This is a genomic window from Gemmatimonadota bacterium, assembly GCA_016712265.1.
Classification (GTDB): domain Bacteria; phylum Gemmatimonadota; class Gemmatimonadetes; order Gemmatimonadales; family Gemmatimonadaceae; genus RBC101.
In genome coordinates, this window is record JADJRJ010000028.1 from 1,558,799 (window position 1) to 1,582,398 (window position 23,600).

23 protein-coding genes are annotated in these 23,600 nt (G+C 68.3%); 20 read left to right on the top strand and 3 right to left on the bottom strand.

Going from position 1 to position 23,600, the window contains the following annotated elements; all coding sequences use genetic code 11:
* Positions 1-30: 30 nt before the first annotated feature.
* The 5 genes from IPK85_13500 (at position 31) to IPK85_13520 (ending at position 2,796) form a co-directional block, all read left to right on the top strand.
* On the top strand, positions 31-579 hold the full coding sequence (locus IPK85_13500; GenBank protein MBK8248403.1) for a thioredoxin family protein: 549 nt from the start codon (positions 31-33) through the stop codon (positions 577-579).
* Between the two features lie 27 nt (positions 580-606).
* Positions 607-828: a hypothetical protein gene (locus IPK85_13505; protein ID MBK8248404.1), complete on the top strand. Its 222-nt coding sequence runs from the start codon at positions 607-609 to the stop codon at positions 826-828.
* A gap of 74 nt (positions 829-902) precedes the next feature.
* Positions 903-1,403: a hypothetical protein gene (locus tag IPK85_13510; protein MBK8248405.1), complete on the top strand. Its 501-nt coding sequence runs from the start codon at positions 903-905 to the stop codon at positions 1,401-1,403.
* A 503-nt stretch (positions 1,404-1,906) separates the two neighbouring features.
* A complete protein-coding gene (locus IPK85_13515; protein MBK8248406.1) occupies positions 1,907-2,146 on the top strand; it encodes a LysM peptidoglycan-binding domain-containing protein in 240 nt (79 codons plus the stop codon).
* Positions 2,143-2,796 carry a hypothetical protein gene (locus IPK85_13520; GenBank protein ID MBK8248407.1) on the top strand — a complete coding sequence of 218 codons (654 nt, stop codon included), beginning with the start codon at positions 2,143-2,145 and terminating at the stop codon, positions 2,794-2,796. The genes IPK85_13515 and IPK85_13520 overlap by 4 nt, the downstream gene beginning before the upstream one ends.
* Here IPK85_13520 and IPK85_13525 read toward each other — a convergent pair.
* The gene (locus IPK85_13525; GenBank protein ID MBK8248408.1) at positions 2,793-3,182 is read right to left on the bottom strand and encodes a hypothetical protein; all 390 of its coding nucleotides are present in this window, start codon (positions 3,180-3,182) and stop codon (positions 2,793-2,795) included. The two genes, IPK85_13520 and IPK85_13525, sit on opposite strands and share 4 nt — an antisense overlap.
* Before the next feature lie 78 nt (positions 3,183-3,260).
* Here IPK85_13525 and IPK85_13530 point away from each other — a divergent pair, with 78 nt between their 5' ends.
* From IPK85_13530 to IPK85_13540, 3 genes are all read left to right on the top strand, one after another.
* A complete protein-coding gene (locus IPK85_13530) occupies positions 3,261-4,472 on the top strand; it encodes a response regulator (GenBank protein ID MBK8248409.1) in 1,212 nt (403 codons plus the stop codon).
* A 141-nt stretch (positions 4,473-4,613) separates the two neighbouring features.
* Positions 4,614-5,207, top strand: coding sequence for a sigma-70 family RNA polymerase sigma factor (locus IPK85_13535; GenBank protein MBK8248410.1), 594 nt, complete (start codon positions 4,614-4,616; stop codon positions 5,205-5,207).
* A complete protein-coding gene (locus IPK85_13540) occupies positions 5,204-5,467 on the top strand; it encodes a hypothetical protein (GenBank protein ID MBK8248411.1) in 264 nt (87 codons plus the stop codon). Before IPK85_13535 ends, IPK85_13540 begins: the two co-directional genes overlap by 4 nt.
* Positions 5,468-5,617: 150 nt before the next feature.
* Here IPK85_13540 and IPK85_13545 read toward each other — a convergent pair whose 3' ends face one another.
* Positions 5,618-6,598 (bottom strand): pyridoxal-phosphate dependent enzyme, encoded by a 981-nt coding sequence (locus IPK85_13545; GenBank protein ID MBK8248412.1) that lies wholly within the window; start codon positions 6,596-6,598, stop codon positions 5,618-5,620.
* 93 nt (positions 6,599-6,691) lie between these two features.
* Here IPK85_13545 and IPK85_13550 point away from each other — a divergent pair, with 93 nt between their 5' ends.
* The 6 genes from IPK85_13550 to IPK85_13575 all read left to right on the top strand — a co-directional run bounded on the left by IPK85_13550 (position 6,692) and on the right by IPK85_13575 (position 14,317).
* Entirely contained in the window at positions 6,692-7,444 is a 753-nt protein-coding gene (locus tag IPK85_13550; protein MBK8248413.1) for a hypothetical protein, read from the top strand.
* Positions 7,445-8,458: a CehA/McbA family metallohydrolase gene (locus IPK85_13555; protein ID MBK8248414.1), complete on the top strand. Its 1,014-nt coding sequence runs from the start codon at positions 7,445-7,447 to the stop codon at positions 8,456-8,458.
* A gap of 137 nt (positions 8,459-8,595) precedes the next feature.
* Positions 8,596-9,873, top strand: a complete 1,278-nt coding sequence (locus IPK85_13560) for a dicarboxylate/amino acid:cation symporter (protein ID MBK8248415.1) — start codon at positions 8,596-8,598, stop codon at positions 9,871-9,873.
* An 80-nt stretch (positions 9,874-9,953) separates the two neighbouring features.
* A complete protein-coding gene (locus IPK85_13565; GenBank protein MBK8248416.1) occupies positions 9,954-10,589 on the top strand; it encodes a hypothetical protein in 636 nt (211 codons plus the stop codon).
* A 108-nt stretch (positions 10,590-10,697) separates the two neighbouring features.
* On the top strand, positions 10,698-13,622 hold the full coding sequence (locus tag IPK85_13570; protein MBK8248417.1) for a glycoside hydrolase: 2,925 nt from the start codon (positions 10,698-10,700) through the stop codon (positions 13,620-13,622).
* 155 nt (positions 13,623-13,777) lie between these two features.
* Complete coding sequence (locus tag IPK85_13575; protein ID MBK8248418.1) at positions 13,778-14,317, top strand: cyclic nucleotide-binding domain-containing protein; 540 nt, start codon at positions 13,778-13,780, stop codon at positions 14,315-14,317.
* A gap of 55 nt (positions 14,318-14,372) precedes the next feature.
* Here IPK85_13575 and arfB read toward each other — a convergent pair whose 3' ends face one another.
* On the bottom strand, positions 14,373-15,131 hold the full coding sequence (gene arfB / locus IPK85_13580) for an aminoacyl-tRNA hydrolase (protein ID MBK8248419.1): 759 nt from the start codon (positions 15,129-15,131) through the stop codon (positions 14,373-14,375).
* Here arfB and IPK85_13585 point away from each other — a divergent pair.
* Genes IPK85_13585 through IPK85_13610 form a run of 6 tightly spaced genes read left to right on the top strand, consistent with a single transcriptional unit; the run spans position 15,095 to position 23,392 of the window.
* Positions 15,095-16,678, top strand: a complete 1,584-nt coding sequence (locus IPK85_13585; GenBank protein ID MBK8248420.1) for a PAS domain-containing protein — start codon at positions 15,095-15,097, stop codon at positions 16,676-16,678. The genes arfB and IPK85_13585 overlap by 37 nt on opposite strands.
* On the top strand, positions 16,675-18,054 hold the full coding sequence (locus IPK85_13590; protein MBK8248421.1) for a sigma-54-dependent Fis family transcriptional regulator: 1,380 nt from the start codon (positions 16,675-16,677) through the stop codon (positions 18,052-18,054). The genes IPK85_13585 and IPK85_13590 overlap by 4 nt, the downstream gene beginning before the upstream one ends.
* 31 nt (positions 18,055-18,085) lie before the next feature.
* On the top strand, positions 18,086-19,645 hold the full coding sequence (locus IPK85_13595; protein ID MBK8248422.1) for a hypothetical protein: 1,560 nt from the start codon (positions 18,086-18,088) through the stop codon (positions 19,643-19,645).
* A complete protein-coding gene (locus IPK85_13600) occupies positions 19,642-21,045 on the top strand; it encodes a hypothetical protein (GenBank protein ID MBK8248423.1) in 1,404 nt (467 codons plus the stop codon). Before IPK85_13595 ends, IPK85_13600 begins: the two co-directional genes overlap by 4 nt.
* On the top strand, positions 21,042-22,616 hold the full coding sequence (locus IPK85_13605; GenBank protein ID MBK8248424.1) for a glycosyltransferase family 39 protein: 1,575 nt from the start codon (positions 21,042-21,044) through the stop codon (positions 22,614-22,616). The genes IPK85_13600 and IPK85_13605 overlap by 4 nt, the downstream gene beginning before the upstream one ends.
* A gap of 50 nt (positions 22,617-22,666) precedes the next feature.
* Positions 22,667-23,392, top strand: a complete 726-nt coding sequence (locus IPK85_13610) for a glycosyltransferase family 2 protein (GenBank protein ID MBK8248425.1) — start codon at positions 22,667-22,669, stop codon at positions 23,390-23,392.
* The last annotated feature ends 208 nt before the right edge of the window (positions 23,393-23,600 follow it).

Sequence of the window (23,600 nt, forward strand, 5' to 3'; positions counted from 1 at the left end):
GCGGGCTCGTCCGGTTCATTCCGTGTGACCATGAATGCCGAGCGGTACGCCAGCGCCGCAACGATCGCTGATTACATCGAAGCTACGCAAAAGAACACGGAGTTTTGGCGCGGGGTGAACCGAACCGCCCGCGTCCCGGACGAGTTTGTAGTGAGGGCCGCCTCAATGGGCGGGACCCGTCATCTCTTGGCTTTGTCCGAGGACTGGTGCGGTGACGCGGTCAACACCCTGCCGGTGATCGCGCGACTCGTCGAGGGCATGCCTGGTGCGACATTGCGGATCCTCGGGCGCGACGCGAATCCCGACCTGATGGACGCCCACCTGACGAATGGGACGCGTTCGATTCCGGTAGTCATTGTGTACGACGCCGACTATCGTGAACTGGGTTGGTGGGGCCCCCGCCCAGCGGAACTGCAGCAGCTCTACCTGTCGGAGCTTCGGGCGTTGCCCAAGGACGAGCGCAACCTGCGCGTCAGGACGTGGTATGCGCGTGATCGGGGCCGTTCAACTGCGGCGGAGCTGCTCGCCCTGGTGGAAAGCGTCGCCGTGCCCTCGACCCCGGTGCCCCCGGACCGCTAGTTTTCCGGCTGGCCCTACACGACCCAGATGAGCAACCAGACGAGCAAGCCGGATTTTTCGCAGGGATGGGGGATCGCCGGATTGATCACGGCCATGGCCGTGGGCGCTTTCCTCCTGGCCGGGTACATCAAGTCCACCACCTACCGCGATCCCAGAGACCAGACGGCTCCGGGTTCCACCGCCGCCCATGCGCCGGCCGCTGCGGAATCGCATGATGCCGCTCCTGCGCCGGACGGGGCGAAGCACTAGTCGGGTAGGGCGCGCGACGGGAACGGTGTCGAGCGGTTGAAGGCCCCAAGGCACCCTCGGACTTCCCAGGTAACATGCGCGCGCTCTCCACCAGCTTCCTCATCCTCGCCGGTTTCTCCGGCGTCGCGGCCGCACAGCGCGGTGCGGCGCCGTCGTTCGAGGGGCCACGCGGCCATATGACGTTGGACCTGTCCGATGGTGAACCGGTGTCCGCGTTCATTGAGGCGGGTCGCGCCCTGGATCTCACGGACGCGCAGAGGCAGCGTCTCATGGAAATCCGGCGGCTCCTGCGACTGCAAAACAAGCCGTTCATGACCCGGCTGGATTCCCTGCGGGAACTGGCCGGAATCGACCTGGGAGACCGCGAACGCTTGCGACGGCGCGATGAGGAAGCGCTGCAACGCTTCAACACCTGGGCGCGGCCGTTTGTCGACTCGATCCGCGTGAACAACGACGTCGCTCGGAGTGAAGCGCGCGCTCTGCTGACGGTGGACCAGCGCCGTCGATTCGATTCGATCGCTGTGGCCGCACGCGAGGCTCGGCCGAGGTCGCAGCGCCGTCCCCCGCCGCGATGAGGACGCGGGGCGGCAGCGCGGTACTCGTGCGGCGCTCGGTGACGGCCGGATGGCTCGCGCCCATCGGCTGGCTCTTCCTTGTTGCCGGCGTGATGAGCGTGGGCTGGTGGGTGATCGATCATGGCCGGGGCGATGCGGGCGCGACACGGCGCCTTGCGGTCGCCGAGAGAACGGTGTTGCTCGAGCCCGGGGAGGTGGTCCTGGCCGAGGTGCCTGTAGCGCAGCGCCTGTGGTGGGACTTCTTCCGGGGCACGCACGGGGTGCTGGCGGCGACGGATCGGCGGGTGCTGTTCGTGGGGATTCCCCCTGAGCCGCTGCTCCACCGTACCCCGGGCCCGTTCGAGGTGGTGGATGCCTCGTTCCGGTTTGCGCGCGCCACGGGGGTGCGGGAGGCGCCCACGCGGGGCGGCGGCCTTCGCGTGGAGCTTGCGAGCGGGACGCAGCGGGTGGAGCTCGACGTGGGCAGCGCAGACGCTCCCGCGATGCGCGCGGTCCTCGACACGATGCGCGACCGGATAGGCCAACTCCGCGCAGCGGGCGAGGCAGAGCGACGGGCCGTCGAGGTGTCGAGCGCGGCGGCGCGTCGCGCGACCTACCACCTGGTGCAGCCGGGTGAGGCGCTGGAGTTGATCGCGCGACGTTACGGGACCACGACGGATTCGCTGCTGGCCTGGAACGCCCTCGGTGCGCCGCGTATTGTGGCGGGGCAACGTCTCCTCGTACGCCCCGGGCAGGCCCCATGAACTGGATGGATGTGGTTGTGAAGCGCCGCGCGCGGGTCGGCACGCTCGGCGACTTGGCCACCGCCGATGAGGTGTGGCTGGTGATTCACGGCTACGGACAGTTGGTCGCGGAGTTCCTGCCGGCGTGCGACGGACTGGTGGGGCCGACGCGGGCCGTCGTGGCCCCGGAGGCGCTCAACCGCTTCTACAAAGTCCCCGAGGGACACCAGGGGTCGCACGGAACGGTGCCGGTGGGCACCACCTGGATGACGCGTGAGCATCGGCGGGCGGAGATCGCGGACTATGTCGACTACCTCGATGACGTGGTGGAGGCGACGCGACGCCCCGGCGCGCGGCTCGTGGTCTTGGGGTTCTCGCAGGGGGTGACCACCGTCGCCCGATGGGTGGCGCAGGGACGTACCCGGGTGGATCGGGTGGTCTGCTGGGCCGGTGAACTGCCGACGGACGTCGACCTGGTCGTCACCGGGGATCGTTGGCCGCGCGACGGCGTAGACCTCGTGGTGGGCGCGCGCGACGAGTTCCGCGCGTGGATCGCGCTCGATCGGCAGGTCGAACGGTTTGCCGCGGGCGGTGTGACCGCCCGCATCACAGAGTTTGCGGGCGGGCATCGCCTGGACCGCGCGACCCTCCGGACCCTGGCGGATCGTTAGGCGCGCCCGCGCCAGCGGTCCATCTCGCGTCGATCCCGCTTGGTGGGTCGCCCCTCGGCCACCGGGCCTGCGGCGCGCAGCTGCGCCGCCGTCACCTCGCGGCGCGCCCGGCTCTCCGCGGTTTCCTCATACAGCGTCGCCGCCACCGTCGCCGGGCCGCGCTGGTCACTGACCCCCACGACGACCATCCGGTGTTCGAACGGCGGGCGTCGCACCGTAACTCGGTCTCCCACGTGCACGGCGCGTGCGCGCTTGGCCTTGTCGTCGTTGACGTCGACGTGTCCCTTGTCGATCGCCTCAGCGGCCAGGGCGCGCGTCTTGAAGAAACGCGCGGCCCAGAGCCACTTGTCGAGGCGTACCGGTTCATCGGTTGTGCGGTGTGTCACAGTCCGGGGGCGCGGGAGAGCCGAAAGTTAAGGACGGGAGCAATCCGCAGCTCCCCATCCCTCGCCCACTCGCCCGGAATGACCCCAGTCACGATCCCCGGGGACGCCTCACACGATGCCACCGAGGCGAGTGCGGAGACGATCGCCCGCGTCACCGAAAAGGTCGAGGCCATGGTGCGGCTTGCCGGTGGGGTGGCCCACGACTTCAACAACCTCCTCACGGTCATCGCGGGGAACGCGGAGGGGATCCTCGAACGCGGTGTTGACGGCGAGCTGCGTGTCGAGATCGCCGAGATCTCGGATGCGGCTCGGCGCGCGGCGGTCCTGACCCACCAGCTGCTGGCGTTCAGTCGCCAGCTCGTCCTGCACCCGCGGGCGACGCACCTCGATCGTGTCCTCGACCTGGTCTGGGACGACCTCGCGCGCCTCGCTGGGCCGGGCGTTCGCCTGACGCGCCACACCCGGGTGGCCGGCGGTGTGGTGGTGGATCAGGTCCAACTTGCCGCAGCAGTCCGCCAGCTGGTGTGCAATGCGATCGAGGCGATGCCGGGGGGTGGAGAGGTCCACGTGACGGTGGAAGACGCCGACCTCGATGACACGGCGACCGAGCGGCTTCACCCGATGCCCGCCGGGGGATACGTCCTGCTGGAGGTACGCGACACGGGGACGGGGATGGACGACGAGACGCTGCGTCGGGCGATGGAGCCGTTCTTCACGACCAAGGGCCAGAAACATGGTACGGGGATGGGGCTCCCCACCGTCTACGGGATCGTGAAGCAGAGCGGTGGTTTCATGTGGCTGGATTCGTCACCCGGTGAGGGGACGACCTGCCGTCTCTTCTTTCCGCGGATCGCCGAGCCCTCGCTTCTGTCCCGATCCCGCACCCCGGCACGCATCGCTGGAGGGGACGGGCAGGGGAGTATCCTCCTGGTGGAGGATGAAGACCTGGTGCGGCAGCTGACGCGTCGCACCCTCGTGCGGGCCGGATACCACGTCGTGGAGGCTCCCAACGCCCATGCGGCGCTCGTGGAGGTGCGCGAACGCGGACTCACCCCGACGCTCCTGCTGACCGATGTCGTGATGCCTGGGATGGACGGTCGCGAACTGGCGACCATGCTCGAGGGCGAGCTGCCAGGGTTGGCGGTCATCCTCATGTCCGGCTTCGTCGATCCGCGCGTGCCGCTGGCCGGACGGGAAGGGAGCACCCGCGTCTTCCTGGAAAAGCCGTTCACACTCGACCGGCTTCGGGACCTGGTGCGTGATGCCATGCGTGCCCCGCAGGTAAACTGAGCAATCCGTCGCGGCCGCAGGGGCGTAGGGGTGGTAACCATGCCGCCTTCATTCGTGCCACGCGATGATCCACCGCGGTCTGCCCCTCGTGTTGCGGGTGCGCGGCAACGGCCGCACCTTGTCGGCGATGCCACGCTCCGCATGACCCCGCTCGCGAACCAGGCCGACCTTGCCGCGGTCGCCCGTCTCGTGGCGGGCGACGAGCGCGGACTGGCCGAGTTGTACGATCGCCATGGCGGCATGGCGTATGCCTTGGCGGCCGCGATCCTGCGTGATGGGCCCGACGCCGAAGAGGTGGTCGCCGACGCATTTAGCCAGGTGTGGCGGACCGCCGCCAACTTTGACCCTGGGCGTGGCAGTGTGGTCGCGTGGATCTCGACCATCGTCCGGACCCGAGCACTGGACCTGATTCGCTCACACAAGCGTCGGGCGCGGATGCTGGATCGAGCCGGGGCGCTGGCGGACGCGGGGTCTGCCCCGGGGCTGGGGACGGGCGCCGAGCTGGCCGATCGGGGGGCGGAGCAGTCCGAGGCGCAACATCTCGTGCGCCGTGCGCTGGAGGAGCTGCCCGCACCACAACGCCTGGCCCTCGAACTCGCGTACTTTGGTGGGCTCTCCCAAAGCGAGATTGCCGAGCGGCTCAATGAACCGTTAGGCACTGTCAAGACCCGCATGCGCGCCGGGATGGAGAAGTTGCGCGGGGTGTTGGGCCCGCTGCTCGGAGGTCCCCCGTGAGGCCCCTGGTGCAACGCGCGGATGCGGCGGCCTACGTGCTGGGGGCCTTGGACCCCGGGGAACGGGCAGCGTTTGAACGCCTGGTCTGGCGAGATGTCGAAATCGCTCACGAGGTGGCCATCCTGTCGCAGGTGACCGCACTCCTGGCGTACGCGGCGCCACCGGCCCAGCCACCAGGGATCCTGCGGGAGCGCGTGATGGCGCTGGCGGGGACGTGCGGCGAGGGGGGACCAACGGCTGCAGCTGGGTCAATTCGTTAGCCGGGCGCGGCGGATGTAACTGCCACAGCGAAGCACGGGCAGCACGTGGCTTGGGCAGCACGTGAAGCGTGCGTCCCGTGCCGTTCGTGCCGCGCGTCCTGCTCGTACTGCAGCCCTTGGTGTGCCCGCCGTCCGAGTCGCGCGCTCTTCCTAGATCTCCCGCAGAAGCACCCTCCGCAGCGTCGCTTCATCGATGTTGCCGCCACTGATGATCAGGCCGACATGTTGCCCGGCCAACGTCGGCGCGAGGTGCTTGATCCCGGCGAGGGCGGCCGCGGCGGCGCCCTCCACGAGTGTGTGGGTCGTCGACAAGAGCGCGCGCAGGGCGTCCGCGATCGCTGCGTCGCTGACGGCCACGAACCCGGCGAGTCCCTGCACCAACGCCGGGAAGGTCAACGCATAAGCGCTGCGCGTGGCGAGGCCGTCGGCGAAGGTCTCCGCGCGTTCCGTGGTGCGCATCTCGCGGGCATGCCAGGAATCGTGGGTTGCGGGCGCGCCCGCGGCCTGCACCCCGTGGACGGTCATGCGGCGGCCGAGCGCCGCCGCGGCGACGAGGGCCCCCACGGCCTGGGATCCGCCGCCGATCGAGATGACCATGGCATCGAGGTCCGGGACGGCTTCCAGGAACTCGAAGGAGAGGGTTGCCGCCCCGGCAAGCACCTTCACGTCGTTTGTCGAATGGGCAAGGGCGGCGCCTGTCTCGCGCTGCACGCGCGTCGCGGCCTGGATCGAGGCATCGTAGTCGGTGCCTTCCTCGACGAGGGTGGCACCCAGAGCGCGAATCCCGGCGTTCTTGTCCGGGTTGTTGCCATGGGGCACACAGATGGTCGCCGGGATACCAAGGGCGCGGCCGGCAAACGCGATCCCCAATCCATGATTGCCACGGGTGGCGGCGACGACCCCGCGGGCGCGCTCGTCGGGTGGTAGCGCGGTCATGAAGGAGAGGCCGTTGCGCACCTTGAACGACCCGGTCGGGTTGAAGTTCTCGTGCTTCACGCTCACCCGGATCCCATGTCCCACCCACGCGTCGAGGAGGGGATACGAGCGCACGGGCGACGGTGACATGAAGGGGGCGATGCGGGCGCGGGCCGCAGCGACGTCTTCGGCGGAGATCGGGTACACGGGACGCATGGTGGGGGACGCCGGAAGCTAAGGGGCATCGTTACCGTTGAAACCCGGGTCGGGCAGTGGCGTACAACCCAGCACTTCGGCAATGTGATGATCATGGGGAAAACGACGATCTTTCGTGCGCTCGGCCTGTTGGCCTTTACCGGGACCGTGGCACAGGCACAGGTATTCACCGTGGGTGGGGGTGACGAACGGCGCCGCGAAGGTGGGCCGCGGTCGTCCCCGGTCTTTGGCGGAGCGGGCGCCGTATACGGCCGGCCTTCCGGTGACTTCGGTCGCTACGTCAACCAGGGATTCGGCGTCGACGGGACCGGCCGCTGGAAGGTCGATCCGCGGGGGATCTTCTCGTTAGGGATCGAGGGCGGGTTCCTCCAGTACGGTCGCGAGACGATCCGGGTCCCCCTCAGTTCGACCGTGGGACGCATCTCGGTGGACGTCACCACGTCCAACAACATCGTGTTCCTCGGGTTCGGGCCGCAGCTTACTGCGCCGTCGGGTCCCGTGCGGCCCTACGTCAGCGGCGGGGTCGGCTTTTCGTACCTGTTCACCGAGTCCTCGGTGGAAGGATCGGACAACAACAACAGCTCGTTTGCCGACACGAAGAATTTTGACGACTTCGTCTTCGCCACCACTGGCGGGGGGGGCTTCTACATCCCGCTCGGGCGCACGCGCGAGGCGGCGCTCGATATCGGGGTGCGCTACCACAACGGCGGCAAGGGCCAGTACCTCCGTGAAGGCGGGATCGTGGATCGGCCCGGCCAGACGCCGTTGATCACCCCGATCGAGAGCCAGACGCAGTTCCTCACCTGGCGGGTGGGATTCATCGCCGGCCTGGGGAGCAAGCGTTAGGTGGTCGCCCCGCGGATCGCCCGCCGGCTGCTCCCGGTGCTGTTCGTGGTGACGGGCACCCTGGGCCTCGTCCGGATCGACAGCACCCGACCGCAACCGCAGGGCGCGCGCTGGTACAAGGGGAATACGCATACCCACACGCTGAACAGCGATGGGGATTCGCACCCGGATGATGTGGTGAAGTGGTATCGGGCGCACGGATATCATTTTGTCGCGCTGACGGACCACAACGTCCTGACCACCGTGGACGGGTTGAATGCCGTCCATGGCCTGGACAACCAGTTCCTCGTCGTGCGCGGCGAAGAGGTGACGGATCGGTTTGGGGACCGGCCACTGCACATCAATGCGCTTGACGTGTCCCGATTGGTCCGGCCGCAGGGCGGGGCGAGTGCCGTCGAAGCGGTCCAGCGCGATGTGGACGCTATCCGTGCGGCGAACGGCGTCCCCAGCATCAACCATCCCAACTTTGGCTGGGCCCTCTCGGCGGATGAGCTGGCCCAGGTGCGCAACAACCGCTTGTTCGAGATCTACAACGGCCATCCGATGGTGAACAATGTCGGCGGCGGCGGCAAGCCATCGTTGGAAGAAATGTGGGACGCTATTCTGTCACGAGGCGTGCTACTGTACGGCATGGCCGTCGACGACGCCCACCACTTCAAGCGCCACGACGACCGCACCGCCTCCCGCCCGGGCAAGGGATGGATCCACGTGCGCGCGGACACCCTCACCCCGCGTGCGCTCCTCGGTGCCATCGAACGCGGCGACTTCTATGCGTCCACCGGCGTGGAGTTGGCCGAGCTCAGCGCGACGCCGACGGCGGTGACGGTGGCCGTCAAGCCAACGACGTACAGCAAGTACCGGATCCAGTTCATCGGGCGCGGCGGCCGCGTGTTGCAGGAGACGGCGGAGCCGCAGGCGACGTACCGCGTGCGGGGCGACGAGGGGTATGTGCGGGCCCGGGTCATCGAGTCCAATGGGGACATGGCCTGGACCCAACCCCTGATGCTCAAGTAGCTCGCTGGGCCTGGCCCACGGTCCCCGGGGCAGCCAGCACGGCGATGGCGCATCCAGAGCCGGAGTCGGCACGTGGCCAGTCAGCACACGCGCGGACGACGCTTGCCCAAAGCTGGCGTGCGTCGTAGCCTTGCCGGGTGAGCTCTCCCACGTCGTCCAATTCCAGTGCCGAGGGGATCCGCGCGGTCGCGGCCCTGCTGATTGGCTTCACCATTGGTGCGGCGCTGAACGCCGTGAGCCCGCCGACGGCGTCCGGCCTGCTGAGCATCACCGACCCCGTGGGGACCCTCTGGGTCAACTCGATCCGGATGACCGTGATCCCGCTGGTCACCTCGTTGCTGATCACGGGGGTGACGCAGAGTCGGGCTGGTGCGGAGGTCGGGCGTCTTGGGGGGCGTGTCCTGTTGGTCATGAGCGCGATGTTGGTGGCCATCATGAGCCTGACCGCGGTGCTGGCGCCGCCGATCTACCGGGCGTTCACGGTGGATGCCGCCGCCGCCCAGCGGCTCCGGGACTCGGTGGCCGGAGGCGCGGCGAGCGCGCCTGAGATCCCCTCATTTGTCTCCTGGGTGACGAGCTTGGTTCCGGTGAACCCGGTGAAGGCGGCGGTGGACGGGGCGATGCTGCCGCTCATCGTGTTCACGATCGCCTTTGCCATGGCGATCCGGTTGCTCGGGGAGCGTGAGCGCGAGACGGTGGCCGCCTTCTTTCGTGGCGTCTCCGAAGCGATGATGGTGATGGTGCGCTGGGTACTCGCGCTCGCACCGTTAGGCATCGGCGCACTCGCCGTCTCCCTTGGGGTGCGCCTCGGGGTGGGAGCGGCCGGGGCGGTGGGCTTCTACTTCGCCACCCTGCTCGGGCTGCTCGTGGTCGCGATCCTCGTGATGTACGTGATCGCGTTTCTGTTCACCGGGGTGCCGATCGGGGTGTTCGCGCGCGCCATCCTGCCGGCGCAAGCGATCGCCGCGGGGACGCGCAGTACGTTGGCCGCCATTCCCGTCATGATCGAGGCCGCGACGCAAAAACTCGGGGTGTCGCCCGCCGGAGCGGGGTTCGTCATCCCGTTCTGCGTCTCCACCTTCCGGCTCAACCTGACCGTCTCGTGGATCGTCGGCGGGCTGTTCCTCGCCAAACTGTACGGCATCGACTTCCCGCTGTCCTCGGTGCTCACCATCGGCGTGGCCGCCGCCGCGTTAAGCTTTTCGGTGCCGGGGATCCCGAGCGGGAGCCTGTTCATCATCACCCCGATCCTGGTCCAGGTGGGGTTGCCGGCGGAGGGGGTCGGGGTCCTCATCGCGCTCGATGCGCTTCCGGATGTGCTCAAGACCACCTTGAACGCGACCGCGCAGATGACGGCGATGACCATCGCGACGCGCCCGGAGCGACTCCCGGCGCCGGGGGCTGCGGCCGGCTGAGGGGACGTTCGTCGTCCAGGCACAGGGCGTGTTCGGCTTTGACCAACACCGCCGGACCCGCGTCCTCCCTTCAACCGACTATGCGATCGACAACCTTTGACCGAGCCGAGGTGAGCGCGCGCGTGTATAGCGCGGTCATCGGGGTTGTGTTCGGCCCGATCGTCGGGGGCGTTGCCTACCTGGTGGGGCTGCGCGGGTGGTGGCTCCCTCTCGCGGCGGTTGTTGGCGGGACCACGGCAGGCTACGCGGTGTTTCGGCTGTCGATCGGGATTGCGCGGGGGAGTGGAGCGGCGATGCTCGCCTTCGTGCAGCCATCGGGAAAGTCCACGCCGTTCGAGCGCGAGTTCTCGCAGGCGCTGGCGCTCGAGGCGTCGGACGATGTCCAGGGTGCAGTGGCCTGGTTCGACGCCGCGCTGGTCCGCACTCCCGGGGACCCGCGCCTTCGGGTGGCACTCGGTGACCTCTGCATGCGTCAGGCGATGCACGGGCGAGCGGAAGCGTTATACCTGGAGGCGCGTCGCCTGACAGGCCATCCGGACCTGGAGCTGTATTGCACCCAGCGCCTGATCGACCTGCGACTGGGACCGTTGGCTCGACCGGAGCAGGCGTTTCCCGAGCTGCGCCGACTGATCGACCGGTTTCCCTCGACGCGAGAGGCCGAGGGCGCGCGCCAGGCCCTGCGCCGGCTCAAGACGGAGATCGTCGCGCGCTCCTGAGGGACACGCACGGCCGCGCGGGTGCGCTGGGGCGGCGGGTCGGGTGAATCACGCTATCGGTCACCGACGCCGGGCGCTATTTCCCAGCGTCCGTCACCGAACCCCGACATGCGCCTCCGATCTCTGCTCCTGGGCCTCCTTGCGGCCTCGCCCGTGTGCGACGTGGCTGCCCAGCGTTCCACGCTCTTCCGCGAACTCCAGTGGCGTCATATCGGCCCGTTCCGTGGCGGGCGCACCAAGGCGGCGGTGGGGGTGCCGCAGCAACCCAACACCTTCTACATCGGGGTGGTGAACGGCGGCGTCTTCAAGACGACCGACTTCGGCCGCACCTGGAACCCGATCTTCGACCGCGAGTCGTCCGGGAGCATTGGCGCGATTGCCGTGGCTCCGTCGGACCCGAACATCCTCTACGTGGGGTCGGGCGAGGGACTCCAGCGCCCTGACCTCTCCACGGGGAACGGGATCTACAAGTCTGCCGACGGCGGCAAGAGCTGGCAGCACCTCGGGCTGCGCGACGGGCAACAGATCCCGCAAATTGTCGTGGATCCGCGCAACCCCGATCGTCTGTTCGTGGCCGTGTTGGGGCACCCCTACGGGCCAAATGCCGAGCGTGGGTTGTATCGATCGGTCGACGGGGGCCGCTCCTTCCGCAAGGTGCTCGGTCCCGACGAGAACACCGGCGCCATTGACGTGGTGATGGCCCCGGACGATCCCAACACGCTGTATGCCGCCCTGTGGGAGAGCCGCCAGGGGCCCTGGGAGAATGGGGTCTGGCAGGGGCCGGGTACCGGGCTCTTCAAGTCCACGGACGGCGGCGACACGTGGCAACGCATCATGAACGGCCTCCCGACGTTCGAAGAAGGGCTTGGCCGCATCGGGATCGCGATCGCACCGTCTCGTCCGTCGCGCCTCTTTGTCACGATTGATGCGGGCGACAAGAGCGGGATCTACCGGACCGACGACGCGGGCGGCTCGTGGGTGAAGACGTCCACCGACGAGCGGGTGCACAACCGCGGCTCGGATTTCGCCGAGGTGAAGGTGGACCCCTGGAATCCGAATGTGGTGTACAGCGGGAGCATCGTGACCTGGAAGTCGCAGGACGCCGGGGCGACCTGGACGATGATCCGGGGGGCGCCCGGGGGCGACGACTACCACCGCATCTGGATCAACCCCAACGATCCGAAGATCATCCTGATTGCCGCGGACCAGGGGGCGATCATCACGGTGAACGGTGGCGAAAGCTGGAGTTCCTGGTACAACCAGCCGACCGCCCAGCTCTACCACGTCACGACCGACCATTCGTGGCCCTACCGCGTCTGCGGCGGGCAGCAAGAGTCGGGGTCGGCCTGCGTGCAGAGCCGCGGGAACGATGGGCAGATCACGTTCCGTGAGTGGCGACCGGTGGGCGTCGAGGAGTACGGGTATGTCGCCCCGGACCCGCTGGACCCGAACATCATGTACGGCGGCAAGGTTACCCGCTTCGACTACCGCACGGGGCAGACGCAGAACGTGGCGCCGAAGCCCTTCCGTGACCCCAACTATCGCATGCTGCGCACCGCGCCGATCCTGTTCTCCCCGGTGAATCCCCGCAAGCTCTACTTCGGGGCCAACACGATCTGGGAGACGATCGACGGCGGCAACAACTGGCGGGAGATCTCGCCGGACCTCACACGCAAGGACTCGATCGTTCCGGCGAGCGTGGGCAAGTACGCCCGCGAGCGCAGCGCGACGGCGCGACACGCGGGGGTGGTGTACACCATCGCGCCGTCCTACCGGAAGGAGAGCATCATCTGGGCCGGGAGTGACGACGGACTGATTCATGTGACGTTCAACGGTGGGCGGAGCTGGACCAACGTGACGCCGCCGGCGTTGGTCCCGTGGGCCAAGGTCTCGCTGATGGACGCGAGCCACTTTGATACCCTTACCGCGTACGCGGCCGTTAACACGCTCCGCCTCGATGACCTGCGGCCCCACATCTATCGCACTCGCGACGGAGGGAAGTCGTGGACGCGCATCGTGACCGGAATCGACAGCGGGGCGACGATCAACGTGGTCCGCGAGGACCCCAAGCGACGCGGCCTGCTCTTCGCCGGATCGGAAACGCAGGTCTGGGTCTCGTTCAACGACGGGGACTCGTGGGAGTCGCTGCGGGTGAACATGCCTGCGACGTCGATCCGCGACCTCGTCATCAAGGACGATGACCTGGTGGTGGGGACGCATGGGCGTGGCTTCTGGATCCTCGACGACATCACGCCACTCCGCGAAATGGCGTCCAATCCCACGGGGAAACCGGCGCATTTGTTTGCCCCGCAGTTGGCCACGCGCGTGCGGTATTCGATGTACACGGACACGCCGCTTCCGCCAGACGAACCGCGTGCACTCAACCCACCCGATGGCGCCGTCCTCCACTATCACCTGGCCTCGCCAGCTTCATCACTCGCGCTGGAGATCCTCGATGCGACCGGGAAGGTCGTCCGCAGTTACTCGAAGGGGGTGAACCCGGACCCCGATCCGCGCGCCGAGGGCCACTGGCCGGATTGGTGGGTGCGACCGTCGCCGGTGCTGAACCCCGAGGCCGGTTTGCATCGCTTCGTTTGGGACTTGAGGTATCCACGTCCCCGGGCGCTGTCCTTCTCCTTCCCGATCAGCGCCATCCCCGGGCAGACGGTCCCCGAACCGCTGGGGCCGTTCGTTGCCCCCGGGCGCTACACGGTGCGCCTCACGGTGGACGGGCAGGTCATGACGCAGCCCCTCGGCGTTCGCCTGGACCCTCGCGTCAAGAGCTCGCCGATCGACGTGCGGTCGCAAAGCAACCTCGCCTGGCGACTGTGGGACGGCGTCAACCGCGCCAGCGATGGCCTGTCCGCCGCACGGACCCGCGGACAGCCAACGCAGCCGTGGTCCCAACTGACGCAGCGACTCACCCAGATGATGCAGACGGTCGATGACGTCGACCGCCTCCCGACGACGGCTGTGCGGGAGGCGTCCCTGAAGCTGCTGGCGGACCTGGAACGCATGCTGGCAGCCCGATAGGGGAACTGCCACGGCGCAGCACGGGCAGCACGAGATCAGGGCAGCACGGGACGCGTGCGACGCGTGCCGCTCGTGCCGCCCGTGCTCCTCGTGCTTCTCGCAGTTGTTGTGCCCTTGGAGTGTCGCCTCAGTCCGTCCCGCCGATACTCCCCACGATGTCTCGCGTATCCATCGTCCCGCCGCGCCCCAGCGCTGCCATGTCCCTCAAGGCACGGGGGGCGGACTTCGTCGCGACGTCGGCCCGACAGTGCGCCGACCTGCTCGAGACGACCCCCTGGGCGCACCGGCTCAGCTGGAAGGAAGAGGAGGGGATCGGGGAGTACCTGCGCCTCTACCGCCTGCGCGAGGGGGCGCCGCTGTTTCACGAGGGCGACCAGGATGCCTTCGTCGCGATCGTCGTGGACGGCTCGCTGGAGATCCGCAAGACCGACTCCAACGGCACCTTGCACCGAATGGCCAAACTCGGCGCCGGCAAGATGGTTGGCGAGATGTCCCTGATTGACGGGACCTTTCGCTCCGCCACGGCCGTCGCGCTGGAGCCGACGGAGCTGTTGATCCTCACGCGGGAAGACTTCGAGCGGATGAGCGAGGCGCGTCCGGATCTCGCGCTCAAGTATGCGTTGATGATCGCCGAGGCGATCGCCCAGCTGTTGCGCCAGACCACGGGCGCCCTGGTGGAGCACCTGCACGACTAACGGTCGGTCCCGCGTCGCCCAGGCGGCGGCCCGTGTCACGGGAGACCACGGCTGCTCAGTCCCAGTCGCGACGCCGACGCTCCGCCTTGCGCTTCGCCGACGCCTTCTTGTCGTCCAGGCGCGCCTGCTTGGACGCTCGAGTCGGCTTGGTCGCGCGGCGCGCCTTGGGGACCACCAGCGCGCGCCGCACCAGTTCGTGCAAGCGCGCGACCGCTCGCTCTCGGTTCTGGACCTGGCTGCGCGTCTCGCTCGAGACGATCCGCAACCACCCCTCGCTGTCCAGCCGCGTCGCCAACGCGGTCGCCACTCGTAGCCGCTGGGCTTCGCTCAGCACGCGACTCTGCCCGGGGCACCACGACACCTCGATGCGGGTGGACGAGGTGTTCACGTGCTGTCCGCCCGCGCCTCCGGACCGCGTCGCCTTGAAGACCAACTCGTCGTCGGGAATGGAGAGGCTCACGGGGCGAGAGGAAATGGGTGGGGCGGGAGTGCCGGAATACGGTAACACCGGACGCGGCGACGCACGCAATCCTGGGCGCCGCGAGAGGTGCGCCCGCTCGCGGCTCGTCCGCGTCCCTGTCGCCTTACCCTTTGCCACATTCGCTCGTCCTGAGTCTGGCACTTTGCGAGACCTCCCGATTCCCGGGGCGTGGCAATGTGCGAGACCAGGCTCACGTGACCCAGGCTCCCCCGGCCTCCCATCCCGTGTCAGGCAGGACCTTTGCGTTCGTGGACCCCCGCCAGGCGATTCGGTGGGTCTACGTCGGTCGCGTCGGTGTGTGCGCGGCGATCTACCTCGCGGCTGTCTACGCATGGACGGACGCGGACCGGAAGGACACCCTCGTCGCCTCCCTGCTGATCACGGCTGCCCTCGCGTTCACGGCCGTCTCGGCGACGTGGTCGGAAATCTGGAAACGCTCGCTCTCCACCCGCTTCCTCGCGGGGCAAAGTGTCTTTGACCTGCTGGTCGTCACGGCGGTGGTCCATGTCACCGCGGATGGGGCCTCGCAGTTCGCGGCCTTGTACATCCTGGTCATCGCGATGGCGTCGCTGTTGCTCCCGCCCGCCCTGTCGCTTGGCATCGCCTCGTTGGGGTGCGCGCTCTACTTCTGGGAGACGTTGTTCGTTGGGCCGTTTGCCAACACCGGCGCCCTGTGGTTGCAGTTGGCGATTTTCGCGGCCGTCGCGCTCACCTCGGCTTATATCGGGTCGCGCCTCCGGAACGAGCAAAAGCGGGCGGCCGCGCTGGTCCAGCAGCTCAACAAGGCCCGACTCCAGGCCAGCGACATCCTCACGAATATCCGATCCGGCATCGTGACGGTGGACCGATCGGGCACGCTCCTGTTCGCCAATCCCGCCGCCAGTGCGCTGCTCGGCATTGAGCTGGAAGCGCTCATGGGCACCTCCGTGCTGGACGCGTTGGATGTCACCGCGCCGGCCCTGGCGCAGGCGCTGCGTCGCGCCACGTTCGACCGTGCACGCACCACGCGCGCCGAAGGGACCATCACGACGGCGTCGCGCTCGTTCCCCATCGGTCTCAACACCACCGTGACCGTCGCCGGAGAACCAGGGGAGGGAACGGCGACCGCCATCTTCCAGGACATCACCGACCAGAAGAAGCTCGATACGTTGCACTTGCGAGCCGAACGCCTGGAAGGGGTGGCGGAGCTGAGTGCCTCGCTGGCGCACGAGATCAAGAACCCACTCGCCGCGGTCCGGTCCGCGGTGGAACAGCTGGCTCGTTCACCACGCACGACGCCCGACGAGCAGGTGCTCACCGGACTCATCGTGCGCGAGTCGGATCGCCTCTCGCGGCTGCTCACCGAGTTTCTCGATTTCGCTCGCGTGCGTGTGACGCGCCTGGAGCCGGTGGACCTGGCCACGGTGGCCCGCGAGGCCGCTGGGCTCGCCGCCGCCCATCCCGATCGCGCCCCTGACGTGCGGGTGGAAGCGAACGTCCCCGCGGCCCCCGTCATCGTGGAAGGGGATGAGGACCTGCTCTATCGCGCGGTGTTCAACCTCACCCTGAATGCCGTCCAGGCGTCCCCGGCGACGGGCCAGGTCAAGGTGGACGTGGCGCCCCTGACCAGCTCGGATGCACCAGCAGGTTTGTCCTTCGACCGGGGCGGCGTGGCGCTGCGCGTGACGGACGAGGGAGCCGGGATTCCCGACGACCTGCGCGATCGGCTCTTCGACCCGTTCTTCACCACCAAACCCGGCGGGAGCGGCCTCGGCCTCTCGGTCGTGCATCGCGCCATCGAGGCCCACAAGGGCTTCGTCTTCATCGATTCCGACCCGCGTGGCACGCGGGTGACCGTACTGCTGCCCAACTACCAGGCCGAACCAGGAGACGCATTGTGAGCCAGCCCACCACCGGGGGCCCGAACGTCCTCGTCGTTGACGACGAAGCCGGCATCCTCGACTCCCTCCGCATCCTGCTCAAGAACGAGGGCTTCACGCCGCACGTGGCCCACGGGGGCCGACAAGGGCTGGAACAGATCGCCGCCCTGGCGCCGGATGTCGTGCTCAGCGACATCCGCATGCCGTCCGTCGGCGGACTCGAGATCCTCAGCGCTGTCAAGCAGAAGGATCCGGACACCCCGGTCATCCTCATGACCGCCCAGGCTACCCTGCAGTCGGCGATGCAGGCGGTGAACGAGGGGGCGTACTACTACATCCAGAAGCCGTTCCGTAATGACGAGCTGCTGGCGATCCTCCGGCGCGCGACCGAACATCGCACGCTGCGCGTTGAGAACAAGACACTCAAGCAGGAGATCCGTCGCCAGCAACGCAGTGGGCTGCTCCGCCCCGTGGGCAAGTCACGGGCGTGGATGGACGTGCTCAAGCTGGCGGAAACGGTCGCGCCCACCGAATCCACGGTGCTGATCACCGGAGAGTCGGGGACGGGCAAGGAAGTCATCGCGCGCTATGTCCACGAACTCTCGCTGCGCACCGAAGGGGCGTTTCACTCCATCAACTGCGGCGCGTTGCCAGAAAGCCTGCTGGAAAGCGAACTGTTCGGCCATGTGAAGGGGTCGTTCACGGGCGCCCACAAGGACAAGAGTGGTCTCTTCGCCGCAGCGGCCAAGGGAACCTTTTTCCTCGACGAAATCGGCGAGACCACGGCAGCCACGCAGGTGAAGCTGCTGCGGGTGCTTCAGCATCGCGAGGTGATTCCCGTTGGTGCCACTGAGGCGCAGCCGATCGACACGCGCTTGCTGGCGGCCACGAACCGTGACTTGGAGGACGAGATCCGTCGGGGCGCGTTCAGACGCGACCTCTACTATCGCCTCAACGTCATTGCCATCCACCTGCCGGCGCTGCGCGAGCGGGCGGAGGACATCCCGCTGCTGGCGGATGCGTTCCTGATCAAGCAGGCGACGACGCGGGGCGAGGCCCCGAAGACCCTGGCCGAGTCGGCGATCGATGCCCTGGTGCACTACCCATGGCCCGGCAACGTGCGCGAGTTGGAGAATGCGCTGGAGCGCGCGGTGATCCTCTGCCCGGGCGAGGAGATTGATGCCTCACACCTGCCGGAGAAGTTGACGTCCCGCACACCGGACCGGTTGGTCGAGCAGCGGGAGACGCCGAATCCCACCCTCGACGCCATCGAGCGGGCCTACATCATGTGGATCCTGCAGTCGGAGGGCGGGAACAAGACGCGGGCGGCGGAAACGTTAGGCATTGATCCGTCGACGTTGCACCGCAAGCTGCAGCGGTTTGGTGGCGAGGGGTGAGTCGGTGCCGCGTGACCGGTCGTTCGCGACCATGAGGTCCGCCCGCCTGGAGCGCCTGGCGCCCCTGACGGCGGCCGTGCTGGCCACGGCGGCGGTCGTGTTGGCGATCGAGCCGTGGCCGGTGGGCGTCTTCCAGGACGACGGGATCTACGTCGTCCTGGCCCGCGCGCTTGCATCGGGGGAGGGGTTTCGGTTCACGCACATGCCCGGGGCGCCGCACGCGACGCACTATCCCCCGGGTTATCCGCTTTTTCTGGCCGCCCTGTGGAAGGTCGCCCCCTCGTTCCCGGCCAACGTGGCCGTCTTCAAGTTCGCGAATGCGGTGTTGGTCGGCCTCGCGGCCGTCCTGACCTGGTGGTTCGGCCGACGTCACGCGCAGCTGGGCCCCCTCGGTGCGGGCGCCGCTGCCGTGTTGTTCACCGCCTGCTCCCCAGTGGTGGTCCTCTCGGTGATGGTGATGTCCGAACCCCTGTTCATGGTGGGGGTGATCGTCGCCCTGGCCGCCGGGGAACGGGCGACGCGTTCCGGTGCGGTGCGCGATGGCGCGGTCGCCGGTGCCGTTGGCGCGGCCCTGGCCACGGTCCGCACGTTAGGCGTCCTGGTCGTGCCGGCCACGGTGGTGGCATTGCTGCTGCGGCGCCGCTGGCGCGCCGCGCTGGCCACGCTCGTCGTGGCCGCGTTAGGCCTGCTCCCCTGGCAGCTGTGGGTCGGGGCGCATGCCGCCGAGGTGCCCGCGGTCTTCACCGGGAAGTATGGCTCGTATGGGGGATGGCTGGGGGACGCAGTGCGCTCCGGTGGCCTGGCTTGGGTGGGCGAGGTCATCCGGTTCAATGCGGGACGGCTCGCCTTCGAGAGTTGGACCCACACCGGCACCGTGCTCGGTCCCACCTGGCTCAAGGTGATGGCAACGTCCGGGGTGGTCCTCGTCCTGGCCAGCGGGTTTGTGGTGGCGTGGTCCCGCGTGCGCGTGGTGGCGCTGTTTGCCCTCGCCTACATCGGGATCGTGATGGCCTGGCCTTTCGCGCCCGCGCGCTTCCTGTGGGGCATCTGGCCGGTGATCGGCTTGCTCTGCGTGCTTGGGGTACGCGGCCTGGCCGGCACTGGCGAGGCCCACCGGCTCTCGCCGCGTCGTTTGTCCGCCGGCTTCGCCGCCGTCGCCCTGCTGGCCGGGTATGCAAAGTTCAACGTCCAGTCGGCCCAGGAGCGCTGGTGGTCGCAGGTGCAGGGCGGGGTCGCGGAACGCGCGCGGCCACTCACCGAGTGGGTCCGCACGAATACCGATACCAGCGCGGTCCTCGCCACCGACGACGACCTGCTCGTGCACCTGTACACCGGCCGGCGCACTGTGCCGAACAACACCTTCACCCCCCAAGAGCACCTGGTGCCCCAGACGCCGGCGCTTGCTGCGCAGGCGCTCCGGGAGATCCTGGCGACCTATGAGGTCGACTACGTCCTGTCCGTGAGTGACTACGGGACGTCCGCGGGCCGCGCCCTCTCCACCGGCCCGCAGCCGGTACTGCGCGTAGTGACGCGACTGCCCCGCGGAGTGGTCTACCAGCCGCTGCCTGACGAGGCGCGCGGCGGGCGATGACCCATCGACCGTGGGTGCCCCCGCTCGTTGCCGCGATGGCGTCGCTCCTGGTGTATGCCAACGCCGGCGTCAACGGCTTTGTCCTCGATGATCGCGGGATCATCCTGCAGAACACCCTGGTGCAGGAGCCGGGGACGGCCTGGCGCGCCATTCTCTCGCCGTACTGGCCCGCGGAGGTGGGCGGCGGGCAGTACCGTCCCCTGGGCATCCTCTCCTTTGCCCTCGATCACGCGCTGGCCGGGAACACTGCCACCTGGTTTCACCTGGTGAACGTGGCCTGGCATGCGGCTGCTGCCGCGCTGCTGGCGCTGCTTGGTGTTCAGCTGGGAGGGGCGGCTCTGGGTACGGTCGCCGGCCTCCTCTTTGCCGTCCATCCGGTCCACGTGGAGGCGGTCGCCAATGTGGTCGGGCGGCTGGAGCTGATGGCCGCGAGCTTCGGCCTGGCGACGCTCTTGTTGCATCGACGCCGTTCCGCATGGGCATGGGTCGCCTTCGCGGCGGCCCTCGGCTCCAAGGAGGGCGCGGTGGTTGTTCCTCTCCTGGCGGCGCTCGTCGATCGCATCCCGGGCGGGGACACGCGACGTGCGCGACCCCTCTATTGGGGATACGCCGCTGTTGCGGTGGCCTGGGGCACCTTGATGGCGTTCGCCCTGCGCGATGCCACCCTCTCGACGAAGAGCGCGGTGTTTGTCGGCTTGCCCGTCGGGGATCGCCTGCTCACGGTCGTGAGCATCGTGCCGCATTACGCGCGGCTCCTGCTCGTCCCTGCACAGCTCTCGGCGGACTACGAGCCCGGGGTGCTGGAGGCGGCGCGTACGATCACCCCGATGGTCCTGGCCGGTGCCCTCCTGGTTGCCCTGGCCGGCTGGGGACTGTATCGCGCCTGGCGGCGCGCACCGCTCCTGGCCGTGGCGATCGGGTGGAGCATCGTGGCGATTGGACCCGTGTCGAACGTCGTGGTCGTGACCGGTGTCGCGCTCGCCGAGCGCACACTCTACCTCGCCAGTGCGGGCGTCGCACTTGGGCTGGCCTGGCTGGCGATGCACCCGGCCACGCCTGGCGTCGCCTCACGCGTCGTCATCGCGCTGCTCCTGGTGGCCGGTGCCGCACGCACGTGGACCCGCACGCCCACCTGGCGAGACAGTCGCACCTTTGCGCTGCAATTGCTTGAGGATCACCCGGAGTCCTATCACGGGCACTGGGTGGCCGCCCGCGTCCTGCGCGCCGCCGGGGATATGCCTGCCGCCGCGCGGGAGTACATGGTGGCGCACTCCATCTACGCCGGAGATCTCTCCATGTTGCGCGAGGCCACCGAGGTGGCACAGTTGGTCGGCGATGGGGTGGGAGCCACACGGTTCCGTGCCGCCGCGGATTCCCTCGTCATCGCGAGGGCCCGATGACCCACTGGCTCGAGCGCCTGCGCCAGATGCCCGCGCCGCCGGAGCGGATGATCCACGTCGCGCTGCCGATGGTGGTGGCCCTGGTCGCCATCCTCACGATCACGCCCTGGCCCGTCGGTGCCTTCCAGGACGACGCGATGTACACGGTCCTCGCCAAGTCGCTGGCCGAGGGGCGCGGGTTCCGCTTCCTCAACCTTCCCGGGGAGCCTAACGCGACGCACTTCCCGCCCGGGTATCCGCTGGTCCTCGCCGTCATCTGGCGGGTGTGGCCGTCGTTTCCGGACAACATCGTCGCCTTCAAGTTCCTCAACGCCTTCTTCCTGGGGGCGGCTGCGTCCGGCGCCTACGTCTTTGCGCGGCGTCGGTTCGCCACACCGGTCCTCGGGGCGGTCACGGTCGCCGTGATCGGGACCCTGTCCATCGTGGTGTTGCTGGTGACCGGCGTGGTGATGTCGGAGCCGATGTTCCTCGCCGTCCTCTTCCCGGCCTTGCTGGCGGCCGAGCGCGCCGTCGAGACGGGGAAGTGGCGGGATGCCCTGGTGGCCGGGCTGTGTCTGGGCGCCCTGTCGATGGTCCGCACCCTCGGGGTGTTCGCCGTGCCAGCCCTCGGCCTGACCCTGCTGCTCCGGCGACAGCTGCCCGCCGCGGTCGCCGCCGGCGTGGGGGCCGGCGTCTTCCTGGTCCCCTGGCAGCTGTGGGTCGGGGCGCACCAGGCCGAGATCGCCCCGGTCCTGGTGGGGAAGTTCGGTTCGTACGGCTCGTGGCTGGTCGACGGGTACCGCGAGGGCGGCGTGGAGTTTGCGAAAGCCGTGCTCGTGAAGAACGTGGAAGGGCTCGTGGGGGTCCTCTCGTACCACTTCCTTCCGGTCCTCGCCGTATGGCCGCGCCTGGTGGTCTTCGCCGCCGTCATCGGGTTCGCCCTGCTGGGGACAGGAAGATTCCGTCGCAATGCCCCGGTCACGCTGGGATTCCTGATCCTGTATACCGTTGTCATCATGCTCTGGCCGTTCGACCCCGTCCGCTTCACCCTCGCCCTATGGCCCCTGTGGCCCCTGTTGGTGGGATGTGGCGTGCTGGCCGCCTGGACGGCGGCCGGGCGGGCGGCGCGCCCGGCCCGCCTGGCCGGACACGCTGGGATTGCCCTCCTCACGGCTGCGTTCGTGGGGGGCTCCGTCCAGTACAACTGGACGGGGTACACCCGGAAATGGTGGGTCTCGGCCCAGCGCGACGCCGGAAAGCGCGCCAAGCCGATCGTCGAATGGGCGGCCCGGTACACCGACTCGACCACCGTCCTGAGCACTGAGGACGACTTGATCGTCTACCTGTATGCCAACCGGAAGAGCGTCCCCACGTCCACCTTCCTTCCCAGTCAGCGGGTCCGAAACCTGACGGACCCGGAGGATGTGCAAGTGGTCCGGGATATCTTCACCTCGTACCGACCGTCCTGGTTCCTCATCGGGTCGCAGCAGGGGTTCCGGACGGCCGGCACGCTCGCGGCCGGTCCCAGCCCCCTCCTGCGTTACGTGGGACGTACCCCGGACGTATTGATTTATCAGCGCCAGACGCCATGACCCTTCCCGTGTCCTCACCCAACGTTCTCACCGACGCGCCGACCCCGCGCATGCGCGGTCGCACCCCGATTCCCGCCGACGAGGTCATCCTCTCGGTGCTGATCCCGGTGTACAACGAGAAGAACACCATTCGCCTGATCCTGGACCAGGTGCATTCGGTCCCGGTGCGCAAGCAGGTGATCTGCGTGAACGACTGCTCCACCGACGGGACCGAACAGATCCTCGAGGAACTCAAGGCGGAAGGCCTGATCGACGTCCTGATCCACCAGCAGGTGAATCGCGGGAAGGGATACGCCATCCGGACGGCGATCGCCGCGAGCACGGGGAACGTGGTGATGGTGCAGGACGCCGACCTGGAGTATGACCCGGCGGACTGGCCCCAGCTTCTGGAGCCGATCATCGAGGGGAAGGCGGACGCCGTGTTCGGGTCGCGCTTCCTGAGCGGACCGCATCGCGTGCTCTACTTCTGGCACTCGGTCGGGAACAAGATGCTCACGATGGCGAGCAACATGTTCACCAACCTCAACCTCACCGACATGGAGACCTGCTACAAGGCGATCCGTGGTGAGGTGGCGCGTTCGCTGACGCTCACGTCGGACCGCTTCGGCTTTGAGCCCGAGGTGACGGCACGGCTCGCGGCGCGCCGCGTGCGGATCTACGAGGTCCCGATCTCCTACTCCGGCCGAACGTACGCCGAGGGGAAGAAGATCAACTGGAAGGATGGCGTGGCCGCCTTCTGGCACATCGTGCGCTTCAACCTGTTCCCGCCTCGCTGATTCGGCATCTGCCCCGGACCCGCGAGCGAGAGCACGCGAAGATCCGGGGCCTCGTGTCCGCCGTGGCCTCCAGCGCCCGGGGACAAACCGCCAGCAAGAGCCGCTTCCGTGGCGATCACGCCGGGAGCTCCCGCTTTACCTAACGCCAAGGTGCACCCCGGATCGTCCCGGGTCCACTGTGATATCCGTCACGTGAGGCACCGTTACC

What these genes read in the sequence shown, in the direction of transcription:
- IPK85_13500 (MBK8248403.1), top strand. Translation starts at nt 31, where the DNA reads ATGAATGCCGAGCGGTACGCCAGCGCCGCAACGATCGCTGATTACATC.
- IPK85_13570 (MBK8248417.1), top strand. Translation starts at nt 10,698, where the DNA reads ATGCGCCTCCGATCTCTGCTCCTGGGCCTCCTTGCGGCCTCGCCCGTG.
- IPK85_13510 (MBK8248405.1), top strand. Translation starts at nt 903, where the DNA reads ATGCGCGCGCTCTCCACCAGCTTCCTCATCCTCGCCGGTTTCTCCGGC.
- IPK85_13520 (MBK8248407.1), top strand. Translation starts at nt 2,143, where the DNA reads ATGAACTGGATGGATGTGGTTGTGAAGCGCCGCGCGCGGGTCGGCACG.
- IPK85_13515 (MBK8248406.1), top strand. Translation starts at nt 1,907, where the DNA reads ATGCGCGACCGGATAGGCCAACTCCGCGCAGCGGGCGAGGCAGAGCGA.
- IPK85_13595 (MBK8248422.1), top strand. Translation starts at nt 18,086, where the DNA reads ATGAGGTCCGCCCGCCTGGAGCGCCTGGCGCCCCTGACGGCGGCCGTG.
- arfB (MBK8248419.1), bottom strand. Translation starts at nt 15,131, where the DNA reads ATGCGTAGACAGCCGCGAGGTAGATCGCCGCGCACACACCGACGCGAC.
- IPK85_13550 (MBK8248413.1), top strand. Translation starts at nt 6,692, where the DNA reads ATGGGGAAAACGACGATCTTTCGTGCGCTCGGCCTGTTGGCCTTTACC.
- IPK85_13605 (MBK8248424.1), top strand. Translation starts at nt 21,042, where the DNA reads ATGACCCACTGGCTCGAGCGCCTGCGCCAGATGCCCGCGCCGCCGGAG.
- IPK85_13530 (MBK8248409.1), top strand. Translation starts at nt 3,261, where the DNA reads ATGACCCCAGTCACGATCCCCGGGGACGCCTCACACGATGCCACCGAG.
- IPK85_13600 (MBK8248423.1), top strand. Translation starts at nt 19,642, where the DNA reads ATGACCCATCGACCGTGGGTGCCCCCGCTCGTTGCCGCGATGGCGTCG.
- IPK85_13545 (MBK8248412.1), bottom strand. Translation starts at nt 6,598, where the DNA reads ATGCGTCCCGTGTACCCGATCTCCGCCGAAGACGTCGCTGCGGCCCGC.
- IPK85_13535 (MBK8248410.1), top strand. Translation starts at nt 4,614, where the DNA reads ATGACCCCGCTCGCGAACCAGGCCGACCTTGCCGCGGTCGCCCGTCTC.
- IPK85_13610 (MBK8248425.1), top strand. Translation starts at nt 22,667, where the DNA reads ATGCGCGGTCGCACCCCGATTCCCGCCGACGAGGTCATCCTCTCGGTG.
- IPK85_13575 (MBK8248418.1), top strand. Translation starts at nt 13,778, where the DNA reads ATGTCTCGCGTATCCATCGTCCCGCCGCGCCCCAGCGCTGCCATGTCC.
- IPK85_13565 (MBK8248416.1), top strand. Translation starts at nt 9,954, where the DNA reads ATGCGATCGACAACCTTTGACCGAGCCGAGGTGAGCGCGCGCGTGTAT.
- IPK85_13505 (MBK8248404.1), top strand. Translation starts at nt 607, where the DNA reads ATGAGCAACCAGACGAGCAAGCCGGATTTTTCGCAGGGATGGGGGATC.